The organism is Octadecabacter algicola (assembly GCF_021532625.1).
Lineage (GTDB): Bacteria > Pseudomonadota > Alphaproteobacteria > Rhodobacterales > Rhodobacteraceae > Octadecabacter > Octadecabacter algicola.
Genome location: NZ_JAKGAR010000002.1, coordinates 838,544 through 859,222, shown reverse-complemented (window position 1 = coordinate 859,222; position 20,679 = coordinate 838,544). Strand labels below are relative to the sequence as shown.

21 protein-coding genes and 2 tRNA genes are annotated in these 20,679 nt (G+C 54.0%); 9 read left to right on the top strand and 14 right to left on the bottom strand.

What is annotated here, in order from left to right:
* Nucleotides 1-178 precede the first annotated feature (178 nt).
* The 6 genes from L0666_RS11040 to L0666_RS11015 form a co-directional block, all read right to left on the bottom strand.
* Nucleotides 179-1,207: a tyrosine-type recombinase/integrase gene (locus L0666_RS11040; RefSeq protein WP_235261359.1), complete on the bottom strand. Its 1,029-nt coding sequence runs from the start codon at nucleotides 1,205-1,207 to the stop codon at nucleotides 179-181.
* A 105-nt stretch (nucleotides 1,208-1,312) separates the two neighbouring features.
* Entirely contained in the window at nucleotides 1,313-1,732 is a 420-nt protein-coding gene (locus L0666_RS11035) for a DUF1804 family protein (RefSeq protein ID WP_235261358.1), read from the bottom strand.
* Complete coding sequence (locus L0666_RS11030) at nucleotides 1,732-1,944, bottom strand: helix-turn-helix domain-containing protein (RefSeq protein ID WP_235261357.1); 213 nt, start codon at nucleotides 1,942-1,944, stop codon at nucleotides 1,732-1,734. The genes L0666_RS11035 and L0666_RS11030 overlap by 1 nt, the downstream gene beginning before the upstream one ends.
* Before the next feature lie 112 nt (nucleotides 1,945-2,056).
* The gene (locus L0666_RS11025; protein WP_235261356.1) at nucleotides 2,057-3,076 is read right to left on the bottom strand and encodes a hypothetical protein; all 1,020 of its coding nucleotides are present in this window, start codon (nucleotides 3,074-3,076) and stop codon (nucleotides 2,057-2,059) included.
* Nucleotides 3,069-4,262, bottom strand: coding sequence for a tyrosine-type recombinase/integrase (locus L0666_RS11020; protein ID WP_235261355.1), 1,194 nt, complete (start codon nucleotides 4,260-4,262; stop codon nucleotides 3,069-3,071). The genes L0666_RS11025 and L0666_RS11020 overlap by 8 nt, the downstream gene beginning before the upstream one ends.
* A gap of 149 nt (nucleotides 4,263-4,411) precedes the next feature.
* Nucleotides 4,412-4,501 (bottom strand) — tRNA-Ser (locus L0666_RS11015).
* Between the two features lie 223 nt (nucleotides 4,502-4,724).
* Here L0666_RS11015 and L0666_RS11010 point away from each other — a divergent pair.
* Genes L0666_RS11010 through L0666_RS10980 form a run of 7 tightly spaced genes read left to right on the top strand, consistent with a single transcriptional unit; the run spans nucleotide 4,725 to nucleotide 11,202 of the window.
* Nucleotides 4,725-5,612 carry an SPOR domain-containing protein gene (locus L0666_RS11010; protein ID WP_235261354.1) on the top strand — a complete coding sequence of 296 codons (888 nt, stop codon included), beginning with the start codon at nucleotides 4,725-4,727 and terminating at the stop codon, nucleotides 5,610-5,612.
* 28 nt (nucleotides 5,613-5,640) lie between these two features.
* Complete coding sequence (locus tag L0666_RS11005) at nucleotides 5,641-6,831, top strand: D-alanyl-D-alanine carboxypeptidase family protein (RefSeq protein ID WP_235261353.1); 1,191 nt, start codon at nucleotides 5,641-5,643, stop codon at nucleotides 6,829-6,831.
* Between the two features lie 2 nt (nucleotides 6,832-6,833).
* Nucleotides 6,834-7,487, top strand: a complete 654-nt coding sequence (gene tmk, locus L0666_RS11000; protein WP_235261352.1) for a dTMP kinase — start codon at nucleotides 6,834-6,836, stop codon at nucleotides 7,485-7,487.
* Between the two features lies 1 nt (nucleotide 7,488).
* The gene (locus L0666_RS10995; RefSeq protein WP_235261351.1) at nucleotides 7,489-8,655 is read left to right on the top strand and encodes a DNA polymerase III subunit delta'; all 1,167 of its coding nucleotides are present in this window, start codon (nucleotides 7,489-7,491) and stop codon (nucleotides 8,653-8,655) included.
* A gap of 24 nt (nucleotides 8,656-8,679) precedes the next feature.
* Nucleotides 8,680-9,477, top strand: a complete 798-nt coding sequence (locus L0666_RS10990) for a TatD family hydrolase (RefSeq protein ID WP_235261350.1) — start codon at nucleotides 8,680-8,682, stop codon at nucleotides 9,475-9,477.
* The gene (locus tag L0666_RS10985; RefSeq protein ID WP_235261349.1) at nucleotides 9,474-10,268 is read left to right on the top strand and encodes an MBL fold metallo-hydrolase; all 795 of its coding nucleotides are present in this window, start codon (nucleotides 9,474-9,476) and stop codon (nucleotides 10,266-10,268) included. The genes L0666_RS10990 and L0666_RS10985 overlap by 4 nt, the downstream gene beginning before the upstream one ends.
* Before the next feature lie 4 nt (nucleotides 10,269-10,272).
* On the top strand, nucleotides 10,273-11,202 hold the full coding sequence (locus L0666_RS10980; protein WP_235261348.1) for an AEC family transporter: 930 nt from the start codon (nucleotides 10,273-10,275) through the stop codon (nucleotides 11,200-11,202).
* 53 nt (nucleotides 11,203-11,255) lie between these two features.
* On the opposite strand, the gene L0666_RS10975 is transcribed toward L0666_RS10980, so the two are convergent.
* The 8 genes from L0666_RS10975 to L0666_RS10940 all read right to left on the bottom strand — a co-directional run bounded on the left by L0666_RS10975 (nucleotide 11,256) and on the right by L0666_RS10940 (nucleotide 19,045).
* Nucleotides 11,256-12,719, bottom strand: a complete 1,464-nt coding sequence (locus L0666_RS10975; RefSeq protein ID WP_235261432.1) for a mannitol dehydrogenase family protein — start codon at nucleotides 12,717-12,719, stop codon at nucleotides 11,256-11,258.
* A 28-nt stretch (nucleotides 12,720-12,747) separates the two neighbouring features.
* Nucleotides 12,748-13,764 (bottom strand): ABC transporter ATP-binding protein, encoded by a 1,017-nt coding sequence (locus tag L0666_RS10970; protein WP_235261347.1) that lies wholly within the window; start codon nucleotides 13,762-13,764, stop codon nucleotides 12,748-12,750.
* 11 nt (nucleotides 13,765-13,775) lie between these two features.
* A complete protein-coding gene (locus L0666_RS10965; protein ID WP_235261346.1) occupies nucleotides 13,776-14,612 on the bottom strand; it encodes a carbohydrate ABC transporter permease in 837 nt (278 codons plus the stop codon).
* A 12-nt stretch (nucleotides 14,613-14,624) separates the two neighbouring features.
* On the bottom strand, nucleotides 14,625-15,563 hold the full coding sequence (locus tag L0666_RS10960) for a carbohydrate ABC transporter permease (RefSeq protein WP_235261345.1): 939 nt from the start codon (nucleotides 15,561-15,563) through the stop codon (nucleotides 14,625-14,627).
* 172 nt (nucleotides 15,564-15,735) lie between these two features.
* A complete protein-coding gene (locus L0666_RS10955) occupies nucleotides 15,736-17,028 on the bottom strand; it encodes an ABC transporter substrate-binding protein (protein ID WP_235261344.1) in 1,293 nt (430 codons plus the stop codon).
* 106 nt (nucleotides 17,029-17,134) lie between these two features.
* On the bottom strand, nucleotides 17,135-18,172 hold the full coding sequence (locus L0666_RS10950; RefSeq protein WP_235261343.1) for a LacI family DNA-binding transcriptional regulator: 1,038 nt from the start codon (nucleotides 18,170-18,172) through the stop codon (nucleotides 17,135-17,137).
* Between the two features lie 213 nt (nucleotides 18,173-18,385).
* A tRNA-Leu gene (locus L0666_RS10945) sits at nucleotides 18,386-18,472 on the bottom strand.
* Nucleotides 18,473-18,541: 69 nt separating this feature from the next.
* Entirely contained in the window at nucleotides 18,542-19,045 is a 504-nt protein-coding gene (locus tag L0666_RS10940; RefSeq protein ID WP_235261342.1) for a DUF2306 domain-containing protein, read from the bottom strand.
* A 148-nt stretch (nucleotides 19,046-19,193) separates the two neighbouring features.
* On the opposite strand from L0666_RS10940, the gene L0666_RS10935 reads away from it, so the two are divergent.
* Together L0666_RS10935 and lipB are read left to right on the top strand one after the other, a co-directional pair.
* On the top strand, nucleotides 19,194-19,916 hold the full coding sequence (locus L0666_RS10935) for a LytTR family DNA-binding domain-containing protein (protein WP_235261341.1): 723 nt from the start codon (nucleotides 19,194-19,196) through the stop codon (nucleotides 19,914-19,916).
* A gap of 3 nt (nucleotides 19,917-19,919) precedes the next feature.
* The gene (gene lipB, locus L0666_RS10930) at nucleotides 19,920-20,579 is read left to right on the top strand and encodes a lipoyl(octanoyl) transferase LipB (RefSeq protein WP_235261340.1); all 660 of its coding nucleotides are present in this window, start codon (nucleotides 19,920-19,922) and stop codon (nucleotides 20,577-20,579) included.
* The last annotated feature ends 100 nt before the right edge of the window (nucleotides 20,580-20,679 follow it).

Below are 20,679 nucleotides of genomic sequence, written 5' to 3'. Positions count from 1 at the left end.
TTGTGCATGTATGCGCGCCGCTTACAATAGAGCAGCGTCCAATCATTTTATTAGGCTTTCCGTCACAAGGAAATAAGGCGCGACTTTTTACCTCTGAACTGCACACCCATAGAATTAGCTACCCGCTCCGGTCCCACACGATCACCTCCAGACTTTGGTCCTCCCCCCCCTATTGCTCTTACGTCTTGGGAACCATGCCGCCGATAATTTCCATTTGGCGCTCCGCTGTCACGGGTAAATATGAGTTGATCGTCACAGCCATGTTTTCATGACCCAAGTTCATCGACCACGCCTTACGCTGTTCCATGTTGACGCTAATATCATCGCCATACTTTGTCAGAGTTTTACGGAAAGCATGAGGCGTGAATTGTGGCAGTTGAACCGATGCAAACGCACCGCGAATAATCGCGTTTAGCTTAGATGCATTCGCATATCCTTCGCGGCTCAAACCCAGATTACACAAGCCCTGCTCCGGCACGTAACCTATATTTGCCTTAGGAAAGAGTGCGTCCTCTGGGCCAAAAAACTTTTTATCCTGCAAAAACCGCACCCATGCTGTGAAACACTCACGGTAAACCACATCAACAGGGAAGAACTGACACATGATGGTTTTGCCGTTTTTGGTCTTCACTTCACGCGCGTCTTGGAAAACATGCCCAAGCTCAATGTTGACGTGTTTAAGCTTAAGCGAGGCAACAGCGCCATCGCGCGCGCCCGTAAGCATAAAAAACGCAAAGAGCGCTTTGTCGCGTTTATCAAACTCGTCCTCAAACGGCATCGCCTGAAATGCATGTGCCGCCTGCTGCATGGAAGGATAAGGGATTGCTCGCTGGGCATGTGCGACCCTTCCAGCCTTAAGCGTGTTGTTGAAATACTCAACATCGGGATAGGTCAGCACGCGCTTGAACCCTTTGCGGCTGACAAGCCAATGAAAGAACTTTTTGACCAATCGCAACGTGGCATCAACCGTTGAGTAGGCCAGCGGCTTGCCTGTTTTTGCGTTTTTTTGTCTACCCAGATATGCCTTAAAATCCGCCGCTTGCTGACGATGGAATTTCTTGAACGGCTTAGTCTTGGTGCTGCCCTCAAATTGGCGGATTGCGGCCATCGCCTTGTCGATGGACTTTTCATCCTGCCCTTGGGCGTGCCTCAAATACATCGCGTAGTCATGTTTAATGCGTTCGTTTTCTTCGATGTGCTTTGCCATGATGTGATCCTTTCGCTGGCCCATGATTTCGCCCTGAGTTTCCGAGTGATTTCGCGACATGCCGTAAGTTATGTTTCACGTTCAGTTCGTGGGGTTCTCTTAGGGTCAGCATGTTTCGCGTGTGGCAATCGTCCTGATCCGGGCCAAACCCTCGAACGACTTGCGTGATACAAACTTGCTGCAAGAGGTTTCACAGGACTCGCACAGCGCTACCAATCTGCCCCGCGTAGCGTTAAACGGCACATATTCCGCCATCCTGTCATACGGCTTACGTGGGGCGCGGCACGACATGCAAAAGAACTCATCAGGCCCAAGCTTGCGACTTGTTTTTGGCGTTCGGCTTTCGATGAAGCGTTTGAGTTCGTGACCAAGGATCAAATGGGGCTTCTGACCGTCCAACACAGCAAGCCCTTGCGAACGCCACCCGCGCACTGTCTGGATAGAAACCTCCAACGCCTCTGCGGCACTCTCATAGGTGTATTGGCGATGTATTTTGACCTTACGCGCCGATACGCGCTTGGCCATTAGACCAACCCACCCTTGGAAGGTTCAACGCGCTGGGCCTCTGCCCATGCGTTAAGATCTGCCCCGCGATAGATAATCTTGCGGCCCAAGCGGTAGAACGCAGGCCCCAGCCCTTTGTGACGCCATTGGGCCAACTTGTCGCGATCCCCGATGAGGTTTAGTTCGTCGTCACCAAGTACGTAGTTTCGGTTTTGGTCGAATAGGTTTGCCATGGAATGATCCTTGCTCGTGTTGCCTAAGGATCAAATTGCCTGTTTGAGTTACGTTGATGAACCCGCCAAAACGCCATTAAAGCCCGCCCAATGCCTGCCCGAAATGCCCGCGCTATGTTTGGGCATAGAGGGCATCCAGTTCAGTCGCCATATTCCTTTGGACAGTTGTTCTGCTTGGCGCGCGCCCTAACTCTTTTTCGGCAAAAACAATTAAGGCATAGATGCAATTTTCTTTGCCGTCGGGAAGTTCATTGCTTAACGCAAGTTGCGTCAAGTGGGATTTCATTAAGGACCAATCGACAGCAGTTCGCCTTCCACGCTTTGCTTGCGGACTGGACCTGCTTGCATTGCCTGACATGTAAAAAGCCCCAAATCTCTCGACGGTTACGGCCATTCCCGTATGCAAAAGAAAACTGCGATTCTTGAGCACATCAGCCGTTTTGACACGCAGAGCGACGAACTTTCGCCCCGCAATCAATATCTCGTCCCCCATCCAATCAAAATCCAATGAGTATGCCTCAGGTGGGACTGCCTCAAACCTTGCAGCCGCTTCGTATTCACCATCCTCAACCATTTGATCCCAACGGTCATAATCAATGGCTTCGCTTCCAATTTCGCCTTTCGCTAGACACTGAAATAACTTCGCACAGGCTATCTCTTGATGAGGTGTGAATCCTGCCTCTACAGCGTCCACAAACTCTTTAAGTGGTCCAAGTTCTAATAACTTTTCCCGAGAGTCGTTTGCCATCTTTTTCCAAAAGTCGAAGGTCGAACCATCTTCATTCTCAACGAATGCAGGCTCTTTCGATTCAAATTCTGCAATTCTGTTCGGCAGGTCATCAACAAATTCGAAGGCGCATTTCTCAGCCGCCGCGAAGTATTTCTTATCGACTGGCACCCCAAGACTTTCGAACTCCAACGGGTCAAACCAAGGGTATTCCATCGTTGGTCGGAAATTGTCGGGCATTTCACGCCAATAGAAACGATAATCGACGGCCTCGTCGGTCGATCCGTCGGAATGATGCAGCACTTGTGGAACTCGTCCAAAAGCAACCCATTCAACGGCCTCAGATAAGAAACAATAAGGAGGAAGCTCAACCTCCATAAGAAACGTCAACTTTCTGTCAGCCAATTTTGATCACCTTGCCCTCGATCCCAGACACAAACATTGACCAGCGTTCCATCAATGCCCGCCTCTTGTCCAACAAATCAGAACGCGCATAAGCCCGTTCAACATCTGACCCCACCCTATGCGACAAGCTCATTTCTGCAATCTCACGCGGTGCGTTAGCGACTTCGGATGCCCAATCCCGGAAGGTCGAGCGGAAACCATGAACCGTGACGCCTTCAACATCCATGCGGCGCAACAACATCAACATAGACATGTTGGAAAGCGGTCTATGTCGCTTCTGCCCCTCAAACACAAATTCGGATTTCAACGCCTTCAGCGGTTCAATGATCGACAGCATTTCATCAGTTAAAGGAACGCGATGTTCTTCGCCGGTCTTCATCCGCTCATCTGGGCAAGTCCACAATCGCGCATCCAAGTCGATCTCGTCCCATCGCATCCCTAAAACTTCGCCCGTTCGCGATCCGGTTAAACACGTGAACCGCAAGGCGTGGGCAGACATAGCGACTCGCGTCTTCAAATCTGCGTAGAATGCGGGCACGTCCTGCCAGCGCATGGCTTTATGGTGTTTGACCTTAGCTTTGATCTTAGGGAGTGAACCCGCCTCTTTGATGGCCGTGACAGGGTTTTCGCCAGACCTGAACCCTTTGGATCGCGCCACATCCAGCACAGTCTTGATCCGTTGCGCCAAACGCCGCGCCGTTTCGTGCTTTTCAATCCAGATTGGCGACAGGCACATCATCACTTCGGGTTGCTCGATGCTATCAATTGGCATCCGCCCGATCTTGGGAAACGCATAATCGCGCAACGTGTTGATCCATTGCTGGCCATGCTTGGCGTTCTTCCACGTCGGCATCCGTTCTATGTGGACCTGTTGCGCAAATTCTTCAAACGTCGGTATTTCGCGTTGGGCATTGAAGCGTGGATTTAAGCCCTGCTTTGCCATGCGACGATATTCCAGCGCCCGTTCGCGCGCTTGGTTGATCGTGACAATATCAGCGCCGCCTAAGCCAAAGTCAGTCCGAAGCGGTGCACCCTTCTTATTTTTGGCCCCTTTGACCACAACCCGCACAATCCAGCGCCGCGCACCCGACGGATCAACAACAAGATACAATCCGTTGCCATCCCCGTGCCGCCCTGCACCAAGATTCTCGACCAGCTTCTTTGTCAGTTTGCCAGATAGGGTCATCTAAAATACCACACTCAATACCACTCAAGGAACGAATATAGACACCATCGAAGAAAACTCAACACCAACGGAGATTTACACAAAGCCCAACAATACAAGGCAAAAAGGCCACCCAAGGCGACCCACTCAAACTGTCCAAAATAGTGATGTGGCGGAGGCTCAGGGATTCGAACCCTGGGAGGACTTTCACCCTCGTCGGTTTTCAAGACCGGTGCATTCGACCACTCTGCCAAGCCTCCGCTGCCGACACCTTTAGCTGCGGTGTTTTGATTCTTAAAGTACCTAACCGCTCTCTTTTCTGTGCGAGGTTTTCCGCCGAAATCGGCGCACAAGCCTTTCAAAGTAAGGCGACCACGGCTAATGTCCGCGAAAGGTGCGGTATAACCGCGTCATTTTGACAGAGAAAAGCAGCCCGAAAATGGGCGCGACCGCCGGCAAACGGCGCGAAAACGAGGGCACACAATGTCAGGCAAGACACGGGTAACATTCAAGAAATTTGCGATCCCTTTAGCGGCGTCATCAATCGTCGCCCTAAGCGGATGCGACGAAAACGGTGAATTTTCTTTCCCGACGTTCGGTAATGCCGCAGCGCGTGACACTGGCGAAATTAGCAGCGAAGCAAGCCAAAGCGTCCAACTTGTTGAACGAGATGTCGAAGCGCCTGATGCTTTTCAAGTTACAGAATCTGGTCTTTGGGACGGTCGCCCGTCTTTGGGTGGGGTTTGGGTTGCACATCCTGACGTCACAGAACCTGAACGCGTCATCATCCGAAACCAAGCCAACGGTACCTTCGTGATTGGCGCGCTCTTCCGTCGTGAACGCGACAATCCCGGCCCGTCTTTGCAGGTTTCCTCCGATGCGGCTTCCGCACTTCAGATGCTTGCAGGTGCACCGACGCAGCTTCAAGTCACAGCCTTGCGGCGCGAAGAAGTCGCCGACGCACCAGAAGCAACGCCAACCGCCGACTTTGAAGCCCCCGTAGATATTGCCGCAGCGCCGATCGATAGCGCGCCGCTGGATGTGCCGGACCCGATTGCGGCCGCCGCCGCTGCGATTGACGCTGCTGATGCGGCCACGCCCGCACCAACACCGCCAGCAGCTCCTGTCGCGTCGTCGTTGTCCAAACCCTTCATCCAGATCGGTATCTTTTCGGTTGAAGCGAATGCAAACGGCACCGCGACGCGTATGCGCTCTAACGGAATTGTTCCGACCGTTCTGGAACAAACCAGCCAAGGCCGTACGTTCTGGCGTGTCATTGTTGGCCCTGCTACATCTGAGTCCGAACGCGCCGAGCTGCTGCGTCAAGTCAAAGCCCAAGGCTTTGAGGACGCGTATTTCGTCACCAACTAAACTGTCACCTTTCCACGCAAGAGGCCCCATGATCCGCGTTGCATCCGCCCTACTATTGCTGATCACGAGCGCGCCGATTGCCAGCGCTCAATCTTTTGAAACCCGGGCCACAGCGGCCTATGTCATCGACCATTCAACCGGCACCGTTTTGCTGGAAAAGAATGCCGATGAACCGCTGCCGCCTGCGTCCATGTCAAAACTGATGACGCTCTATATGGCGTTTGAGGCCATCAATCCGTTGAACGGCCAGTTGCCGATGCTCACGGTGGATGATGTTTTGCCTGTTTCCCAGCATTGCATGGATTACACTGGATCAACGATGTTTTTGGACACATCAGATCGCGTTCGGGTCGAAGACCTGCTGCGCGGGGTCATTGTGTTGTCCGGGAATGACGCCTCTTGTGCATTGGCCGAAGGGCTTTCCATCAACGGAACCGAAGCTGGGTTTGCCCAGCAGATGACGGTGCGTGCCCGTGAATTGGGTATGATGAATTCCAGCTTTGCTAACTCGAACGGTTGGCCAGCGGCGGGTCAACGCATGTCCATGCGTGACCTTGGTATTCTCGCCGACCGCCTGATTTCGGATTACCCAACCTTTTATCCTCTCTTCGCAGAGCAAACGTTCGACTACGATGGCGAACACCCCGCCAACACCCAGAACCGCAATCCATTGCTGGCACTCGGGATTGGCGCTGATGGTCTGAAAACGGGCCATACGTCCGAGGCTGGCTATGGGTTAGTCGGATCGGCCAAACAGGGTGACCGTCGTGTTATCTTCGTTCTGACAGGGCTCGAAAGTGCACAGGCCCGCGCCGAAGAAGCGGAACGCATTGTGAATTGGGCGTTTCGCCAGTTTGCACAACGCGACCTGGGACGCAGCGGCACGCGGATCGCAACGGCAGATGTCTGGATGGGCGAAATGCCGAGCGTCGGCCTGACCCTCGCTGAAGATCTTTCATTGCTTGTGCCACTAGCTGGTGGGACTGACATAGCGGCCGAGGTCATTTTTAACGGACCAATCCAAGCGCCCGTCACCCAAGGTGACCAGATTGCGGAATTGGTTATCCAGCTTCAAAATATGCCCGAAACCCGCGTCCCATTGCTCGCAGAGACCACTGTCGCTGCTGGCGGGTTCAACACGCGCCTGCGCACGGCGGCCGACGTCTTGGTCGCTCGCATCAATGAACCTGACGACGCCGCCCCTGCCGAGACTGAATAACCATGAACACCCATGCCCATGACGGCTCCCCTCGCGGGCTCTTCATTTCATTTGAAGGCATTGATGGCTCTGGCAAGTCCACACAAGTGAAACTGTTGGCAGAACGCTTTCCTGACGCGGTTCTAACGCGCGAACCCGGCGGCAGCGCTGGCGCCGAAGAAATCCGCGCCCTTTTGCTAACAGGAGATCCAGATCGCTGGTCTGCGGAAACTGAAATCCTGTTGTTCACCGCAGCGCGCCGCGATCATCTGGAAAAGACGATCCGCCCTGCCCTTGCTGCCGGAAAAACCGTAATCTGTGATCGTTTTGCGGACAGTACACGCGTGTACCAAGGGGCAACACGTGGTGCCCTGCGCAGTACTGTTGACGCGCTTCATGATGTGATGATTGGCCAAGAACCTGACCTCACGTTTATTATCGACATGGATCCAGAGGCCGCCCTCACCCGTGGTCTGGCCCGCAAATCCGGTGAAGACCGTTTTGAAGACATGGGGTTGGCGTTCCAAGAAACATTGCGCCACGGGTTTCTTTCCTTGGCCAAAGCCAACCCGCAGCGCTGCGTGCTAATTGATGGCAACCGTGATCCACAGGCGATTGCAGCCGAGATAGCGGCTCATGTTGCTGATCGTTCCGCAAACGTTTCCGAAGGCGCTTGATATGGCGCGCGCCCCAAAAGACGATGACGTTGAAAAGCCGCTATCGGACCAAATCGAAGGTGCCCCCCATCCCAGCCAGACCGAACAATTGTTTGGGCAATCACACGCCGAAACCGACTTCCTAGACGCGTTCAACTCTGGCCGAATGCATTCGGGATGGATGATCACGGGACCACGCGGCGTCGGAAAGGCCACGCTTGCATGGCGCATGGCGGCATTCTTATTAAGCCAGCCTTTGGTTGCTGCGGACGATATGTTCGGCGCGCCGCCACCGCCAGAAACCTTGGACGTCGATCCAGAGCATCCTGACATCCGCCATCTGCGCGCGGGAGCGCATCCCCGTTTGTTCGTGGTGCGCCGTGTTCTAAACGCCACCGAAACGGGGTTTCAGGATCAGATCACGATGGCTGCGCTGCGGGGGCACAAAGACGGTCCCAACAAGCTCATGGATTTCCTACATCAAAGCGCCACAGATGGTGGTCGCCGCGTCATCATTATTGATGCCGCCGATGACATGAACCCATCAGTTGCCAACTCGATCCTGAAGGTTCTCGAAGAACCGCCAAAATACACCTATTTCCTGTTGGTGTCGCATCAGCCTTCGCGGCTTTTGCCGACGATCCGGTCAAGATGCCGGTTATTGCGCTGCGGCTTTCTAGATGCCGCGGATGTTGGACAAGCATTAGAGCAAGCCGAGGTTCACACAGATGGCAGCGAAAGCCTTGCTGCGCTATCTGGTGGGTCGGTTGGCGAAGCGATCCGTTTAACAAATCTAGACGGGCTGACAATCTATTCCGATTTGGTTGGCCTGATGGGGGGCTTGCCCCGTTTTGACCGCCCGCGTGCCTTGCGCCTTGCCGACAGTTGCACAGGCAAAGCAGGGGCAACGCGGTTCGCCTTGGTGCTTGATCTGATCGACAGGTTTCTGGCTCGCCTTGCGCGCGCTGGCCTTGAAGGGCCGCCCTCTGTGCAGGCATCTCAAGGAGAAGCTTTGTTGTTGTCGCGCCTGTCGCCACACGACGTTGCTGCCCGCAAATGGGCCACCCTGCAACAAGAAGTCAGTGAAAGCACGCGTCACGGCAAGGCGGTCAATCTTGACCCTGCCGCGCTGATCCTTGATACGCTATTTAAGATCGAAAAGGTCGCGCAAGACGTGGCCCACACCTGATTTACCAAAGTCCGAAGGCGCAGTATGTCCATCCCGCAGATTGTCGATAGCCACTGCCATCTGGATTTTCCGGATTTTGACGAGGAACGCGCAGATGTCATTGATCGCGCCGTGACCGCTGGTGTGGCGCGGATGGTGACGATCTGTACGAAACTGCGCCTTGAACCGCAGGTCCGTGCGATTGCCGAAACCTACGCCCCCGTCTTTTACGCTGCGGGCACACACCCAATGAGCGCGGCAGATGAACCCTTAGCAACGGTCGATGAACTGGTGGCCATGTCCCAGCATCCCAAATTTGTGGGGATCGGTGAAAGTGGCCTTGATTACCACTACACGTCCGAGAGCGCCGAGATTCAGAAACAATCACTGCGCATTCACATCCAAGCCGCCCAAGAAACCAGCCTGCCGCTGATCATTCACAACCGCGCAAGCGACGACGACATGATCGATATCCTCAGCACCGCCCACGCGCAAAAGCCATATTCCTGCGTGATGCACTGCTTTTCCAGCAGTGCAGAATTGGCACGTGCGGCGATTGACCTTGGGTTCTACCTTTCGATGTCAGGTATCGCGGCCTTCCCCAAATCAACCGAGTTGCGCGACATCTTCGCGGCAGCGCCCGTAGATCGGATCTTGGTTGAAACCGACAGCCCCTACCTTGCGCCCCCGCCCCATCGAGGCAAACGCAACGAACCCGCCTACACGGCCCACACTGCCAAAATCGGCGCCGAGGCATTCGGGCTGAGCTACGAAGACTTCGCCGCCCAAACCACTGAAAATTTCGACCGCCTGTTTTCTAAGGCTGCAGGTTGGTCTGCATGACGACAACTTTACGTATCCTTGGCTGCGGATCATCCGGTGGTGTACCGCGTCTGGGCGGGCATTGGGGCGCATGTGACCCAAGCAACCCCAAGAATATCCGCAAACGCTGTTCCTTGCTGGTAACACGGACCTCGCCAGTGGGCGTAACACGTGTATTGATCGATACTTCGCCTGATTTACGTCAGCAGCTGTTGGACGCCGAGATTGGCGAACTGGATGCGGTTGTTTACACCCACGCTCATGCCGATCATGTTCACGGCTTGGATGACGTTCGAATGATCGTCTATAACATGAGCCAACGGCTTCAGGTTTGGGCAGACGGCGACACAGGCAACCAACTGCTAGCACGTTTTGGGTATGCCTTTGTTCAACCAAAAGATTCCAACTATCCGCCAATCTGCGATCTCAACACCATTACGGGTGATGTGACAATCGAAGGCGCAGGTGGGCCGATCACGCTATCCCCTATCGAAGTGCAGCACGGGAACATCGACGCGCTCGGGTTCAGGATCGGGAATGCGATGTATTTGCCAGATGTTTCTGACATTCCAGACGCAGCATGGCCCGCCTTTGAAGGTTTGGATCTTTGGATTGTCGATGCTTTACGCCGTGCCCCGCACCCGACCCACGCACACCTTGCCAAGGCGCTGGATTGGATCGACCGCGTGCAGCCTAAACGCGCAGTGCTGACCAACATGCACATTGATCTGGACTACGAGACAGTTGACGCAGAAACGCCCGACCACATTCAACCCGCTTACGATGGGCTGACGTTGACGCTGGACAGCTAAAACCATGATAGACATCCTCGTCATTGTTCTTCCGGTTTTCATCGTATTGGGGGCTGGGTACTTGGCGGTCTGGGGCAAGATGTTCACGGACGATGCCGTGGACGGGTTGATGCTGTTTGCGCAAAAATTCGCAATCCCAGTCCTGTTGTTTCGTGCCATTTCAACATTGGACATCGGAGAGAATTTCAACGCGCCATTGTTGGTTAGTTTTTACGCCGGCGTTGTTGTTGCATTCATTCTTGGGCTTCTGGCCGCACGCTATTTGTTTGATCGGTCTTGGGAAGACTGTGTCGCCATCGCATTTTGTTGCTGTTTCTCTAACACTTTGCTGCTTGGCGTACCGATCACCGAACGCGCTTTTGGTCCCGGCGCGCTGCTTGGGAACTATACGATTATCGCCGTGCACGCGCCGTTTGGTTACATGCTTGGCATTACGGCGATGGAACTGGCCCGCGCACAAGGAACGGCGCTGCGCAAACTGCCTGCGAAGGTCGCAAAATCCATGTTCTCAAACGCAATGGTGCTGGGGATCGGGCTAGGGTTAGCGGTGAACCTCGGTAATATTCCCTTGCCGTCCGTGTTGACCGATGCCGTACAAATTATGGCCAGAGCGGCCTTGCCGGCCGCTTTGTTCGGCTTAGGCGGCGTGCTGTATCGCTACCGCCCCGAGGGGGACATGCGCACGATCCTATTCGTTTGTGTGGTTTCTCTCATCATCCATCCGATGATCGTCTGGGGGATGGTACACTGGTTTGACCTTTCCACTGCGACCCTGCGCTCGGCGGTGGTCACGGCAGCAGTCGCGCCGGGCACCAACGCTTATGTCTTTGCAAACATGTATGGAACGGCAAAACGGGTGGCGGCATCCTCCGTGCTGCTTGGCACGGTGTTGTCGGTCATAACCACGTCAATCTGGATTAGTTTCTTGCCATAGAAACGGCAAAACTGGGGAACTATGAATCCCCCAGTTTGAATGCTTTAGCCGATTTAGCCCTTAAGGTAGGTTTCAATCGCAGCTTGCGTCCCATCGCTCCAAACGAGGGAAAGCCAGCGGGAAAAACTCTCTGCAAAAACGGTGTTCTGCGCGAGCGTGCCATAGTATTGTTCTTGCCCGATCCATTTAACCGGATCAGATTTCGCAAGGTTCGCGTGCTCGACCAAAGTATCCCAGAACGGGTCATTGGCTTCTATCTCGGAGCCGTCTTCACGTGTCCCAGCGCACATGCGCGCCCAAAGTGCTTCGATCAGGGCAAGGCCCTCCATCGGTGCATTTGCCGCCAAGGCATCGCGAATAATCGGGTGCAAGAAACCCGCATGGCGCGACGATCCGTCAAAAGCCACACGACGGGTCGTGTCGTAAATTTCTGGGTTGGAAAAACGCTCTGCAACCAGATCGACATATTCCACCGGCGTCAGACCCGGAACTGATTGAACGTGCGGGACGATTTCAGTTGTTTCGATCTTGCGGAACAAATCGCGGATCAATGGGTTCGCCATGGTTCCCGCAATCGTTTCGACAGACAGCAGCTCACCTGGTGTCGCGATAATCTGGTGGCCCGCGTTCAACAAACGTAGCTTCATATCTTCAAAGCCGTGAACGTCATCTGTAAACGTCGCGCCGACCTTGTCGTAGTCAGGTCGCCCTGCGCAGAACTTGTCTTCAATCACCCATTGGCGAAACGGTTCGTGCGTGACTGGAACCGCATCGGCAATCCCGAACGACGCAGCTAACTCAAGCTCCTTGGGTCCCGTTGCGGGCACAATGCAATCGACCATAGAATTCGGGAAAGTCGCGTTTTCATCAATCCAAGCTGCAAGGTCCGGATCGGACAAGGCCGCCAGCGCAACAATGGTCTGGTGAAGGATATCGCCATTGCCCTGAAGGTTATCACAGCTTTGGCAGGTGAACGGGCCAAAGCCATTGGCGCGTCTCAGCTTCAGCGCGGCAATCATCGCCCCGAATGCTGTTATGGGCGTGTCTGGGTTCGCCGCATCGTGAACGATGTCAGCGTGCCCCGTGTCCAAGCCACCCTCAACAGATTGATAATACCCACCTTCCGTCACAGTGAGAGATACGATCCTGACCGTTTCCTGCGCCATCTGGGCGATCAGGGACGCGTTATCTGGTTCGACAGGTACGAAATCAATCATCGAGCCGACGACCTCGGCTGACTTACCAGAGGGGTCAAGCTCGATCAAAGTTGTCAAACAATCCTGATCCAAGAGCTTTTGACGTTGTTTGGCGTCTGCGGGGCGCACCCCTGCCCCCGCAATCGCCCAATCATGGGCAAGGCCCTGATCCATCAACCGGTGAAGATACCATGCCTGATGGGCACGGTGGAAGTTGCCCAGACCGATATGAACGATCCCGACAGATAAAGCAGTCCGATCATAGCTCGGCACGCGTACGCTTTGTGGCAGTTCGCCTAGGTTTTTCACGTTGGTCCCCATGGTATTATTCACCGATCAACAGTTTCGATTACGCGATGCGCAACCCTTGCGCATCAAACTTGTGCAGCTGGTCCATCTGTGGCGTCAGGTAGACCGTATCGCCGTGAGACACAGCGATGTCGCCCGAGATGCGCACAGTGAACAAATCACCTTCGCCCGTATCCAAACCCGTATTGTGAACGTGGATGAAGGTATCCGAACCAAGGTGTTCTGCTACGCCAACGGTGCCCTTCCACATACCTTCGGTCGTAGAGACCGAAACGTGTTCTGGGCGAATGCCGATTGTCGTCGCATCATGCTTGGAGGCTTCTTCGCCCTCAATCAGGTTCATCTTCGGAGACCCGATGAAACCCGCAACAAACTTGTTGCGAGGTGTGTGGTACAGCTCAAGTGGGGAACCGACCTGTTCGATCACACCAGCCTGCAACACAACGATCTTGTCAGCCATTGTCATCGCTTCGACTTGGTCGTGCGTCACGTAGATCATGGTTGTCTTCAGTTTGGTGTGAAGTTCCATGATTTCCAAACGCATGCCGACACGCAGTGCCGCATCAAGGTTGGACAGTGGTTCGTCAAACAAGAACGCGGAGGGTTCACGAACAATCGCACGACCAATGGCCACACGTTGGCGCTGACCACCGGACAATTGGCCCGGCTTACGGTCAAGATAGTCAGCCAAGTTCAACGACTTTGCAGCCGCTTCAATCTTGGCGTCCTGCACGTCTTGCGGGACTTTTGCCATCCGCATCGGGAAAGCGATGTTTTTGCGAACCGTCATGTGCGGGTAAAGCGCATAAGACTGGAACACCATCGACAGCCCACGTTTGGCTGGCGACACTTCGGTGACGTCGTTGTCGTCGATGTTAACCTTACCGGCGGTCAAGTCTTCCAGACCTGCGATCATCCGCAACAGCGTGGACTTACCGCAACCCGATGGGCCGACAAATACCACGAACTCGCCGTCGTTGATTTCAAGATCCAGCGGCGGAATGACTTCCACGTCGCCAAATTTCTTCTGAACTTTATCAAGTACGATGCTTCCCATGAGATCGCTCCTTATTTCACTGCGCCAAAGGTCAAACCTGAGACCAACTGTTTCTGACAGAACCAACCCAAGACGATGATTGGTCCGACTGCTGCTGTAGAGACCGCCGACAAGCGACCGAAGAACAAGCCCTCTGGGGCGCGGTTGCCCTCGATCAGCTTGGACAGGGTTGCTGCGTCAATCGTAGTGAGACGCACTGTCCAGTAGGCCTCGTTCCAGCAGAAAATAAACGTCAAGAGTGCCGTAGACACGATACCGCCCCACGCCAGTGGGATCAGGATCTCTTTGACCTCGCCCCATGTGGTTAGGCCGTCCATCTTGCCGGCTTCGATGATGTCTTTCGGGATATCCTTGAAGTAGGTGAACAACATCCAGATCACGATCGGAAGGTTGATCAAGCAAAGGACGAGGATGACCAGAAAGTGCGTATCAAAGACCCCAAAAACGTTCTTTGTCAGGAATGTCATCGGGTAAAGAACAGCCGCCGCTGGCAGCATCTTTGTTGATAGCATCCACATCAGCACGTCTTTGGTCGCGCGGCTTGGGTTGAACGCCATGGCGTATGCACACGGCACCCCAACAGCGAGAGCAAACAAAGTCGCAAGGACAGATGTGATGACCGAATTGGTCGCAAAGCGCCAATAGTCATAGTTTTCCGTCATGTTCGCGTAGTTTTCCAGCGTCGGTGTAAAGCTGAACAGGAATTCGGGCTTAACCGCATCCGCGTCCGTCTTGAAGCTGGTCAAGACCATGTAAAAGATTGGAAAGAAGAAAATCAGTGCGACGACCCAAGCAAGGGTTGGCCAAGCGATTTTCGAGAACCGTGAAGTTGTAGCAACGATTGCCATTGTTATGTCCCCTTATTCCATCAATGTCTTACCAACAGCGCGCAGCAAGAAGATGGCTACGATGTTGGCGAGAATGACTGCGAAAATGCCCGTGGCGCTTGCGGCACCGATGTTGTTGTTGGTGAATTCACCAATCAAGTAGGGCAGGTTTTTGTTGCCGTTACCGCGGCTGACGATTTCGATCTCAGCATAAAGCGAGAGATGGAAAATCGCTTGGATCATCACAACGATCGCCATTGGGCGGCCAAGGTGCGGCAAGGTCAGGAACCGGAACTGGGACCAGCGGCTTGCACCGTCCAGAACAGCGGCTTCTTTTTGCTGCTGATCTTCCGACTGCAACGACGTCATAAAGATAAGAACCGCGAATGGCGTCCACTGCCATGTGACCATCATAATGACGGCGATAGCAGAAGTTTGGGTCGCACGGAATGAAATCGGCTCCAAGACAGGCCAAAGGTTAAAGAACCACCCGACAAGCGGTGCATCTTGCATTCCAGCCGCCATGTCGTTGATCGCGCCAACGGCGATCCCCTGAAGGCCAAGCACGGGATCCAACAACATGTTAATCCACAAAACCGCGTTTACGGCCGGCATCACGAAGAAAGGTGAGATCAGCAAAACGCGAACGATGCCACGGCCCGGGAACGAGCGGTTAATCAATACGGCGATCAACACACCAAGGACGACAGTCAGCGATAGAATGCTACCGACGATGAACAAACTGTTCTTAATCGCGAAAAGGAAATCTTTCGAGTTCAGAACGAACTCGTAGTTCCCGAATCCACGCCAGTTTGACCACGACGGTGTCGTCCATTCTGGGCGGACCGTACTGTTCAAAACATAACGAATAAACGAGTAAAATAGCGTCATCCCGAGCGGGACGAGCATCCAGACGAGCAACAGCAAGACAGCTGGTGTCTGTAGAAGACGAGGGATTGTTCTATTAGCCATGACGAGGTCTCTCAGCTTGGTGAAAGTGCGTAGCAATAAATTTAGGGTTCCCCACGCCAGCCGCAGGCCGGTCAAATCGACAGCGTGCACAGGTCATATTGGCGTATGAAACGGGGGGTAGAGTAAGAAGACCCGACACATGGCCGGGTCTTCTCGAAGGTCAGACTACTTTTTAGTAGTAACCAGCTTCGCTCATGATAGCGTCGGCAGCTGCCTGAGAAGCCTCAAGTGCTTCTTCTACAGTCTTCGCGCCGGACAGAGCCGCTGCGATTTCCTGAGCTACCGCTGTACCCACTTCTGGGAATTCTGGGATAGCTGCGAACTGAACGCCAACGTATGGCTTCAGGTCTGTTGCTGCTGGAGCCGCAGATTCAATCGCTGCCATTTCAGCAGCTGCGAAAGGAGCAGCAGCTTGGAATTCAGCGATTTCATATGTGGACGCACGTGTACCTGTTGGAACAGAACCCCAACCGAAGTCTGGGTGGTTACCTACAGCTTGGATGTACTCTTTAGAAGTTGCCCACTCGATGAACGCGTGTGCTGCTTCGGAGTTTGGTGAACCTGTTGGAACAGCCATTGCCCAAGCCCAGAGCCAGTTTGCACCGACTGGGTTACCAGCGTTTGGAGACTGTGCGTATGCAACGCCGTCTACTTCAAGGAAAGAAGCAGCGATTGTAGCATCAATCCACAGGCCACACTTGCCTTCGTTGTAAAGCGCCAGGATTTCGTTGAAGGAGTTACCTTCGGAACCTGGAGGGCCGTATGTACCCAGAAGCTCAACGTAGAAGTTGATTGCAGCATTCCACTCTTCAGTGTCGAGAGCTGGACGCATGTCAGCGTCGAACCAAGCACCACCGAAGGAGTTAACCATTGTAGTGACGAACGCCATGTTGTCGCCCCAACCTGGCTTACCGCGCAAACATGCACCGTAAACGCCGTTGTCTGGGTCGTGCATTGCAGCAGCTGCTGCCATCACGTTGTCCCAAGAGTCGTTGTCAGCGATAGTTACGCCAGCAGCGTCTGTCAGGTCCTTACGGTACATAACCATAGAGGATTCACCGTAGAATGGTGCCGCGTAGAGTGTGCCGTCAGCAGACAGACCGTTTGCCATAGCTGGCAGAAGGTCACCCACGTCGTAGTCGTCGCTCAGCTCAAGTGGTTCAATCCAACCTGCAGCGCCCCAGATTGGTGCTTCCTGCATGCCGATGTTGATGATGTCGTACTGGCCACCACCAGTTGCTGTGTCAGAAGTAACCTGCTCGCGCAGAACGCCTTCTTCCAAAGAAACCCAGTTCAACTGAACGCCAGTTTCTTCTGTGTAAGCTTCAGCAACAGTTTGCATGTTGATCATGTGACCGTTGTTTACGATCGCAATTGTCAGCTCTGTGTGGCCGTCAGCAGCCGCAGCGCCAGCTGTAAGGCTAAAACCAACCGCAGTGGTTAGAAGTGTTTTCTTAATAGACATGAATGTCCTCCCTTTTTTACGTATGTAAATATTGGCGTCGAGATCCGCACCTGTCAAGAGAGTTTTCAAACTGCCTATTTTCTGCGCTGCAGCGAAAGTTTCAAAGCTAGGCCGATTCACGCAACATTAGACTACCGTCAAACAGCGTAATCTCCGGCGTATCATCTGAAAGACCACCGCTAATCTTCTGCAAAAGCCGAGAAACTGCTTTCTTCCCAATCGCATCTGTATTCTGCGCCACAGTCGTCAACGAAGGGTTAATATTGGGGCAGAGCGGATAATCGTCATGCCCAGCCACTCGGAATCCGCCCTCTTTGCTGCGCCCAGGAAACAGGCCGTGCCGCGTCGCAGCGCGAATGGCGCCTATCGCCAAACGATCATTTGCACAGAGAATCGACCGCTCCGCGAGACGGCCAGCAGACAGCTCAGCATCAAGTACCGCTTCTCCATGCTTCTCAAAATGCCAGTCCTCGTTCACCAATTCCGTACCCAAAACCTGTGGCTTAAATCCAAGTTCTTCCATCTTGGCGATATAGGCCGCTTCACGTTCCAGTGCGTTAAAATTGACCCGTGGCATCGCCAAAAATACCGGCGGATCACCGATCCGGCACAGGTACTCGACGATCAATCCAGTACTTTGGGTGTGATTTGTCCCAACAAAATCAACGCCCTGCATCGTATTTGGACGAGAGTCCATCATAACGAACGGCAGACGAGACTGCAGCCGTCGATAAACGGCCTGATCACTGTGATCCCCAAGTGGTGCAACCAAAGCACCATCAACATTCATCGAAATAAAGGTCTCCGCCGCGCGCGCTTCGATGTCAGGATCAGAGTGAGAGCACTGCGTAATAACCGTCAGACCTGCTTCCATCGCAGCAATCTCAACCGATTCGAGAAGCTTGGTGAAGAACAGATCGTTCAGATAGGGAATGATGACGCCAATCATTCCAGTCGACTTCCGATTTAGGCGTGTCGCAAAGAAGTTCGGGATGTATTCAACCTTAGCCAACCCCGCCTCAATGCGGGCAACCGTGTTCGGCTTAACAAGCGTAGGGTCTTGAAAGAACCGCGACAATGTAGGCCGAGAAACACCAATCGCGGCCGACAATTCTTCCATCGTATTAATGCGCGGTTTGCTCACCCTAGCAACCTCCCCTGATCTTAGCGAACTACTATAGAGATCCAGAACGGTCTGTCGACATTTTTTTACACGCGGCAAAGAAATCCTTACGCGCTTTTTACAAACCAAGGGCCACGGCTACGGCCCGTCAGCCGCAATTCAACCCAATAGGGTCGACAATACGGTCAGCATGACTGGCAATAAGGACTCTATAATGATCGGGAATGCTCCGACTGGTGCGGTCGGGGGGACTCGAACCCCCACGAGTGTTACCTCACAGCGACCTCAACGCTGCGCGTCTACCAATTCCGCCACGACCGCGATGTCCGAAAGCGTAGGCGCCATTTAGCGAAGCACTGCGCCCACCTCAAGCGTTAAATTCAGAAGTTGTTACGATTGCTGCGCCAACGACAGATCTGCTGCGCCGCCACCACTACGAGCGACCCCAATCAAAAGCACAGCAGCAAGGCCGACCACGATCCAACCCAGACCGTCAGAACCACCAAATACAACTTCATTTATGCGACGGTCCGGCAGAAAGTTCGCGGACCCAGCGCCCATTAACCCAAACCAGTAAAGCGCACGGAACGTCGCGCGGTGCGCGCGAACCCGTCCCGCAAAGATATGGCGCATGCCCGTGAAAAGGGACCAAAACGTCAGCAACGCGAATCCATGCAACGGGCTAAATGGGCCAATCACCGCAAAGCTGTGAATAAAGAACGCCGAAGCAGCGACCGTAAACATCGCCACGACCCAGATGTAGCCAGTGACCTTATGTAGTCGATCCCTCTTTTTGCGATAAAGCGGCAGTGGACCAATCCCAACAGCTATCAGCGCGGCGGCGGCGTGGATCTGAATATGAAGCGGTGCGGATAAAAGCGGGTCGAGTGACATTGGAAACCTTTCGAATTGGCAGTTTGTGTTTGATTGCCTATGTCTTAACCAACCGCCTTGCTCACCCAATGTCGCATGGCCCAACCAAAAGAGATTCTACGTGAACAACACCCCCTCGCAGTCCGCGATACGTGAATGGCGGGCCCATATGGCCCAGCCTGCATGCGTCGCAAGCCTGTCGGGGGTCGCGGCGATCTTGACGCTGACTGGCCCGTTCAACACGGATGAGGTCATGCGCCACCTGCCACGGTTTGCCTATTGGAGCACGATTGTCGTTCTCTGTTATAGTTTGGGCTACTTCGGAACACGTTTCGCAGACATGCGCGCTGGCTCGGGTGCTGGGCTGACGTCTAGACTACTTATTGCGACGCCCCTAACCGGCATTGGTGTCTTGGCAGTCGTCTACTTGTTGAATGGCTTGGCCCTTAATTATTGGGCCTCGGGGCGGGACTTGGCGATCATTGCGGGCAATGTCTTTGTTATTTCGTCGATCATCACCGCGATATTCTTTGTCGCGAACAACAGCGCAGAGCAAAACACGGCGCGATTTACCCCGCCCCCAATCCTAGATCGCATTCCTTTTGATAAACGCGGCCCTCTGGTCGCGCTCTCTGTCGAGGACCACTATGTTCGGGTCAGAACGACAAAAGGAGAAGAATTGGTTCTGATGCGATTGGGCGATGCGATCAAAGAAGTCGGTGACACGGAGGGACTGCAGGTCCATCGGTCTCATTGGATCGCCCTGCCCCAAGTGACAGCAGCCAATCGCAAGGGCGACGGCGCAGTGCTAACGCTGACGGATGGCCCCGACGTGCCGGTAAGTCGAGCCAATGTCGGTAAATTAAAGGAGGCGGGGCTTTTGCCTCGGTAAGCGATGGTTGAATGGATCACGACACGGGGGCTAACCGATTACGCGCAAGCCGAAGCCTTTATGGAAGCGCGTGCGGACGCAATCCATCGTGGCGAGGCAGATGAATGCATTTGGCTCATCGAACACCCCCCTCTTTATACGGCCGGAACATCAGCCAATATCGAGGACCTCACAGACCCGGACCGTTTTCCGGTACACAGGACAAAACGGGGCGGGCAATATACCTACCACGGCCCAGGCCAGAGGGTTGCCTATGTCATGCTCGACGTTGGCAAGCGCGGCCATGACGTCCGCCGCTTTGTCAAAGACCTCGAGAATTGGGTCATTGCAGCGCTAGCAGAATTCAACGTCAAAGGTGAAATCCGCGATGGCCGCGTTGGGGTATGGGTGCAGCGGGACGACAAACCGCTAAATGCGTTGGGTCAACCTGCCGAAGATAAAATCGCGGCCCTTGGCATACGTTTGCGCAAATGGGTCAGCTTTCATGGCATCAGCGTTAACGTCGAACCAGACCTAAGCCATTTTAACGGGATCGTTCCCTGCGGTATCACCGAACACGGGGTGACGTCTTTGGTAGATCTTGGCCTGCCGGTCACCATGGAAGACGTCGACGTCGCCCTGCGTAAAACCTTTGAAGATAGTGTAACACTCCGACAGCCCTGAGCGTCTATGCGCGCTCTGTCGCAGCGCAGATAGTCACGTTTGTCCTAGATCAAGGTCTGCCTTTGCGAATCTCTGCATATCGACTTCAGCCACCGATCAG

Coding starts and splice junctions, on each gene's coding strand:
- L0666_RS11040 (WP_235261359.1), bottom strand. CDS start 1,207: ATGGCAAAGCACATCGAAGAAAACGAACGCATTAAACATGACTACGCG.
- L0666_RS11035 (WP_235261358.1), bottom strand. CDS start 1,732: ATGGCCAAGCGCGTATCGGCGCGTAAGGTCAAAATACATCGCCAATAC.
- L0666_RS11030 (WP_235261357.1), bottom strand. CDS start 1,944: ATGGCAAACCTATTCGACCAAAACCGAAACTACGTACTTGGTGACGAC.
- L0666_RS11020 (WP_235261355.1), bottom strand. CDS start 4,262: ATGACCCTATCTGGCAAACTGACAAAGAAGCTGGTCGAGAATCTTGGT.
- L0666_RS11010 (WP_235261354.1), top strand. CDS start 4,725: ATGTCAGGCAAGACACGGGTAACATTCAAGAAATTTGCGATCCCTTTA.
- L0666_RS11005 (WP_235261353.1), top strand. CDS start 5,641: ATGATCCGCGTTGCATCCGCCCTACTATTGCTGATCACGAGCGCGCCG.
- tmk (WP_235261352.1), top strand. CDS start 6,834: ATGAACACCCATGCCCATGACGGCTCCCCTCGCGGGCTCTTCATTTCA.
- L0666_RS10995 (WP_235261351.1), top strand. CDS start 7,489: ATGGCGCGCGCCCCAAAAGACGATGACGTTGAAAAGCCGCTATCGGAC.
- L0666_RS10990 (WP_235261350.1), top strand. CDS start 8,680: ATGTCCATCCCGCAGATTGTCGATAGCCACTGCCATCTGGATTTTCCG.
- L0666_RS10985 (WP_235261349.1), top strand. CDS start 9,474: ATGACGACAACTTTACGTATCCTTGGCTGCGGATCATCCGGTGGTGTA.
- L0666_RS10980 (WP_235261348.1), top strand. CDS start 10,273: ATGATAGACATCCTCGTCATTGTTCTTCCGGTTTTCATCGTATTGGGG.
- L0666_RS10975 (WP_235261432.1), bottom strand. CDS start 12,719: ATGGGGACCAACGTGAAAAACCTAGGCGAACTGCCACAAAGCGTACGC.
- L0666_RS10970 (WP_235261347.1), bottom strand. CDS start 13,764: ATGGGAAGCATCGTACTTGATAAAGTTCAGAAGAAATTTGGCGACGTG.
- L0666_RS10965 (WP_235261346.1), bottom strand. CDS start 14,612: ATGGCAATCGTTGCTACAACTTCACGGTTCTCGAAAATCGCTTGGCCA.
- L0666_RS10960 (WP_235261345.1), bottom strand. CDS start 15,563: ATGGCTAATAGAACAATCCCTCGTCTTCTACAGACACCAGCTGTCTTG.
- L0666_RS10955 (WP_235261344.1), bottom strand. CDS start 17,028: ATGTCTATTAAGAAAACACTTCTAACCACTGCGGTTGGTTTTAGCCTT.
- L0666_RS10940 (WP_235261342.1), bottom strand. CDS start 19,045: ATGTCACTCGACCCGCTTTTATCCGCACCGCTTCATATTCAGATCCAC.
- L0666_RS10935 (WP_235261341.1), top strand. CDS start 19,194: ATGGCCCAGCCTGCATGCGTCGCAAGCCTGTCGGGGGTCGCGGCGATC.
- lipB (WP_235261340.1), top strand. CDS start 19,920: ATGGTTGAATGGATCACGACACGGGGGCTAACCGATTACGCGCAAGCC.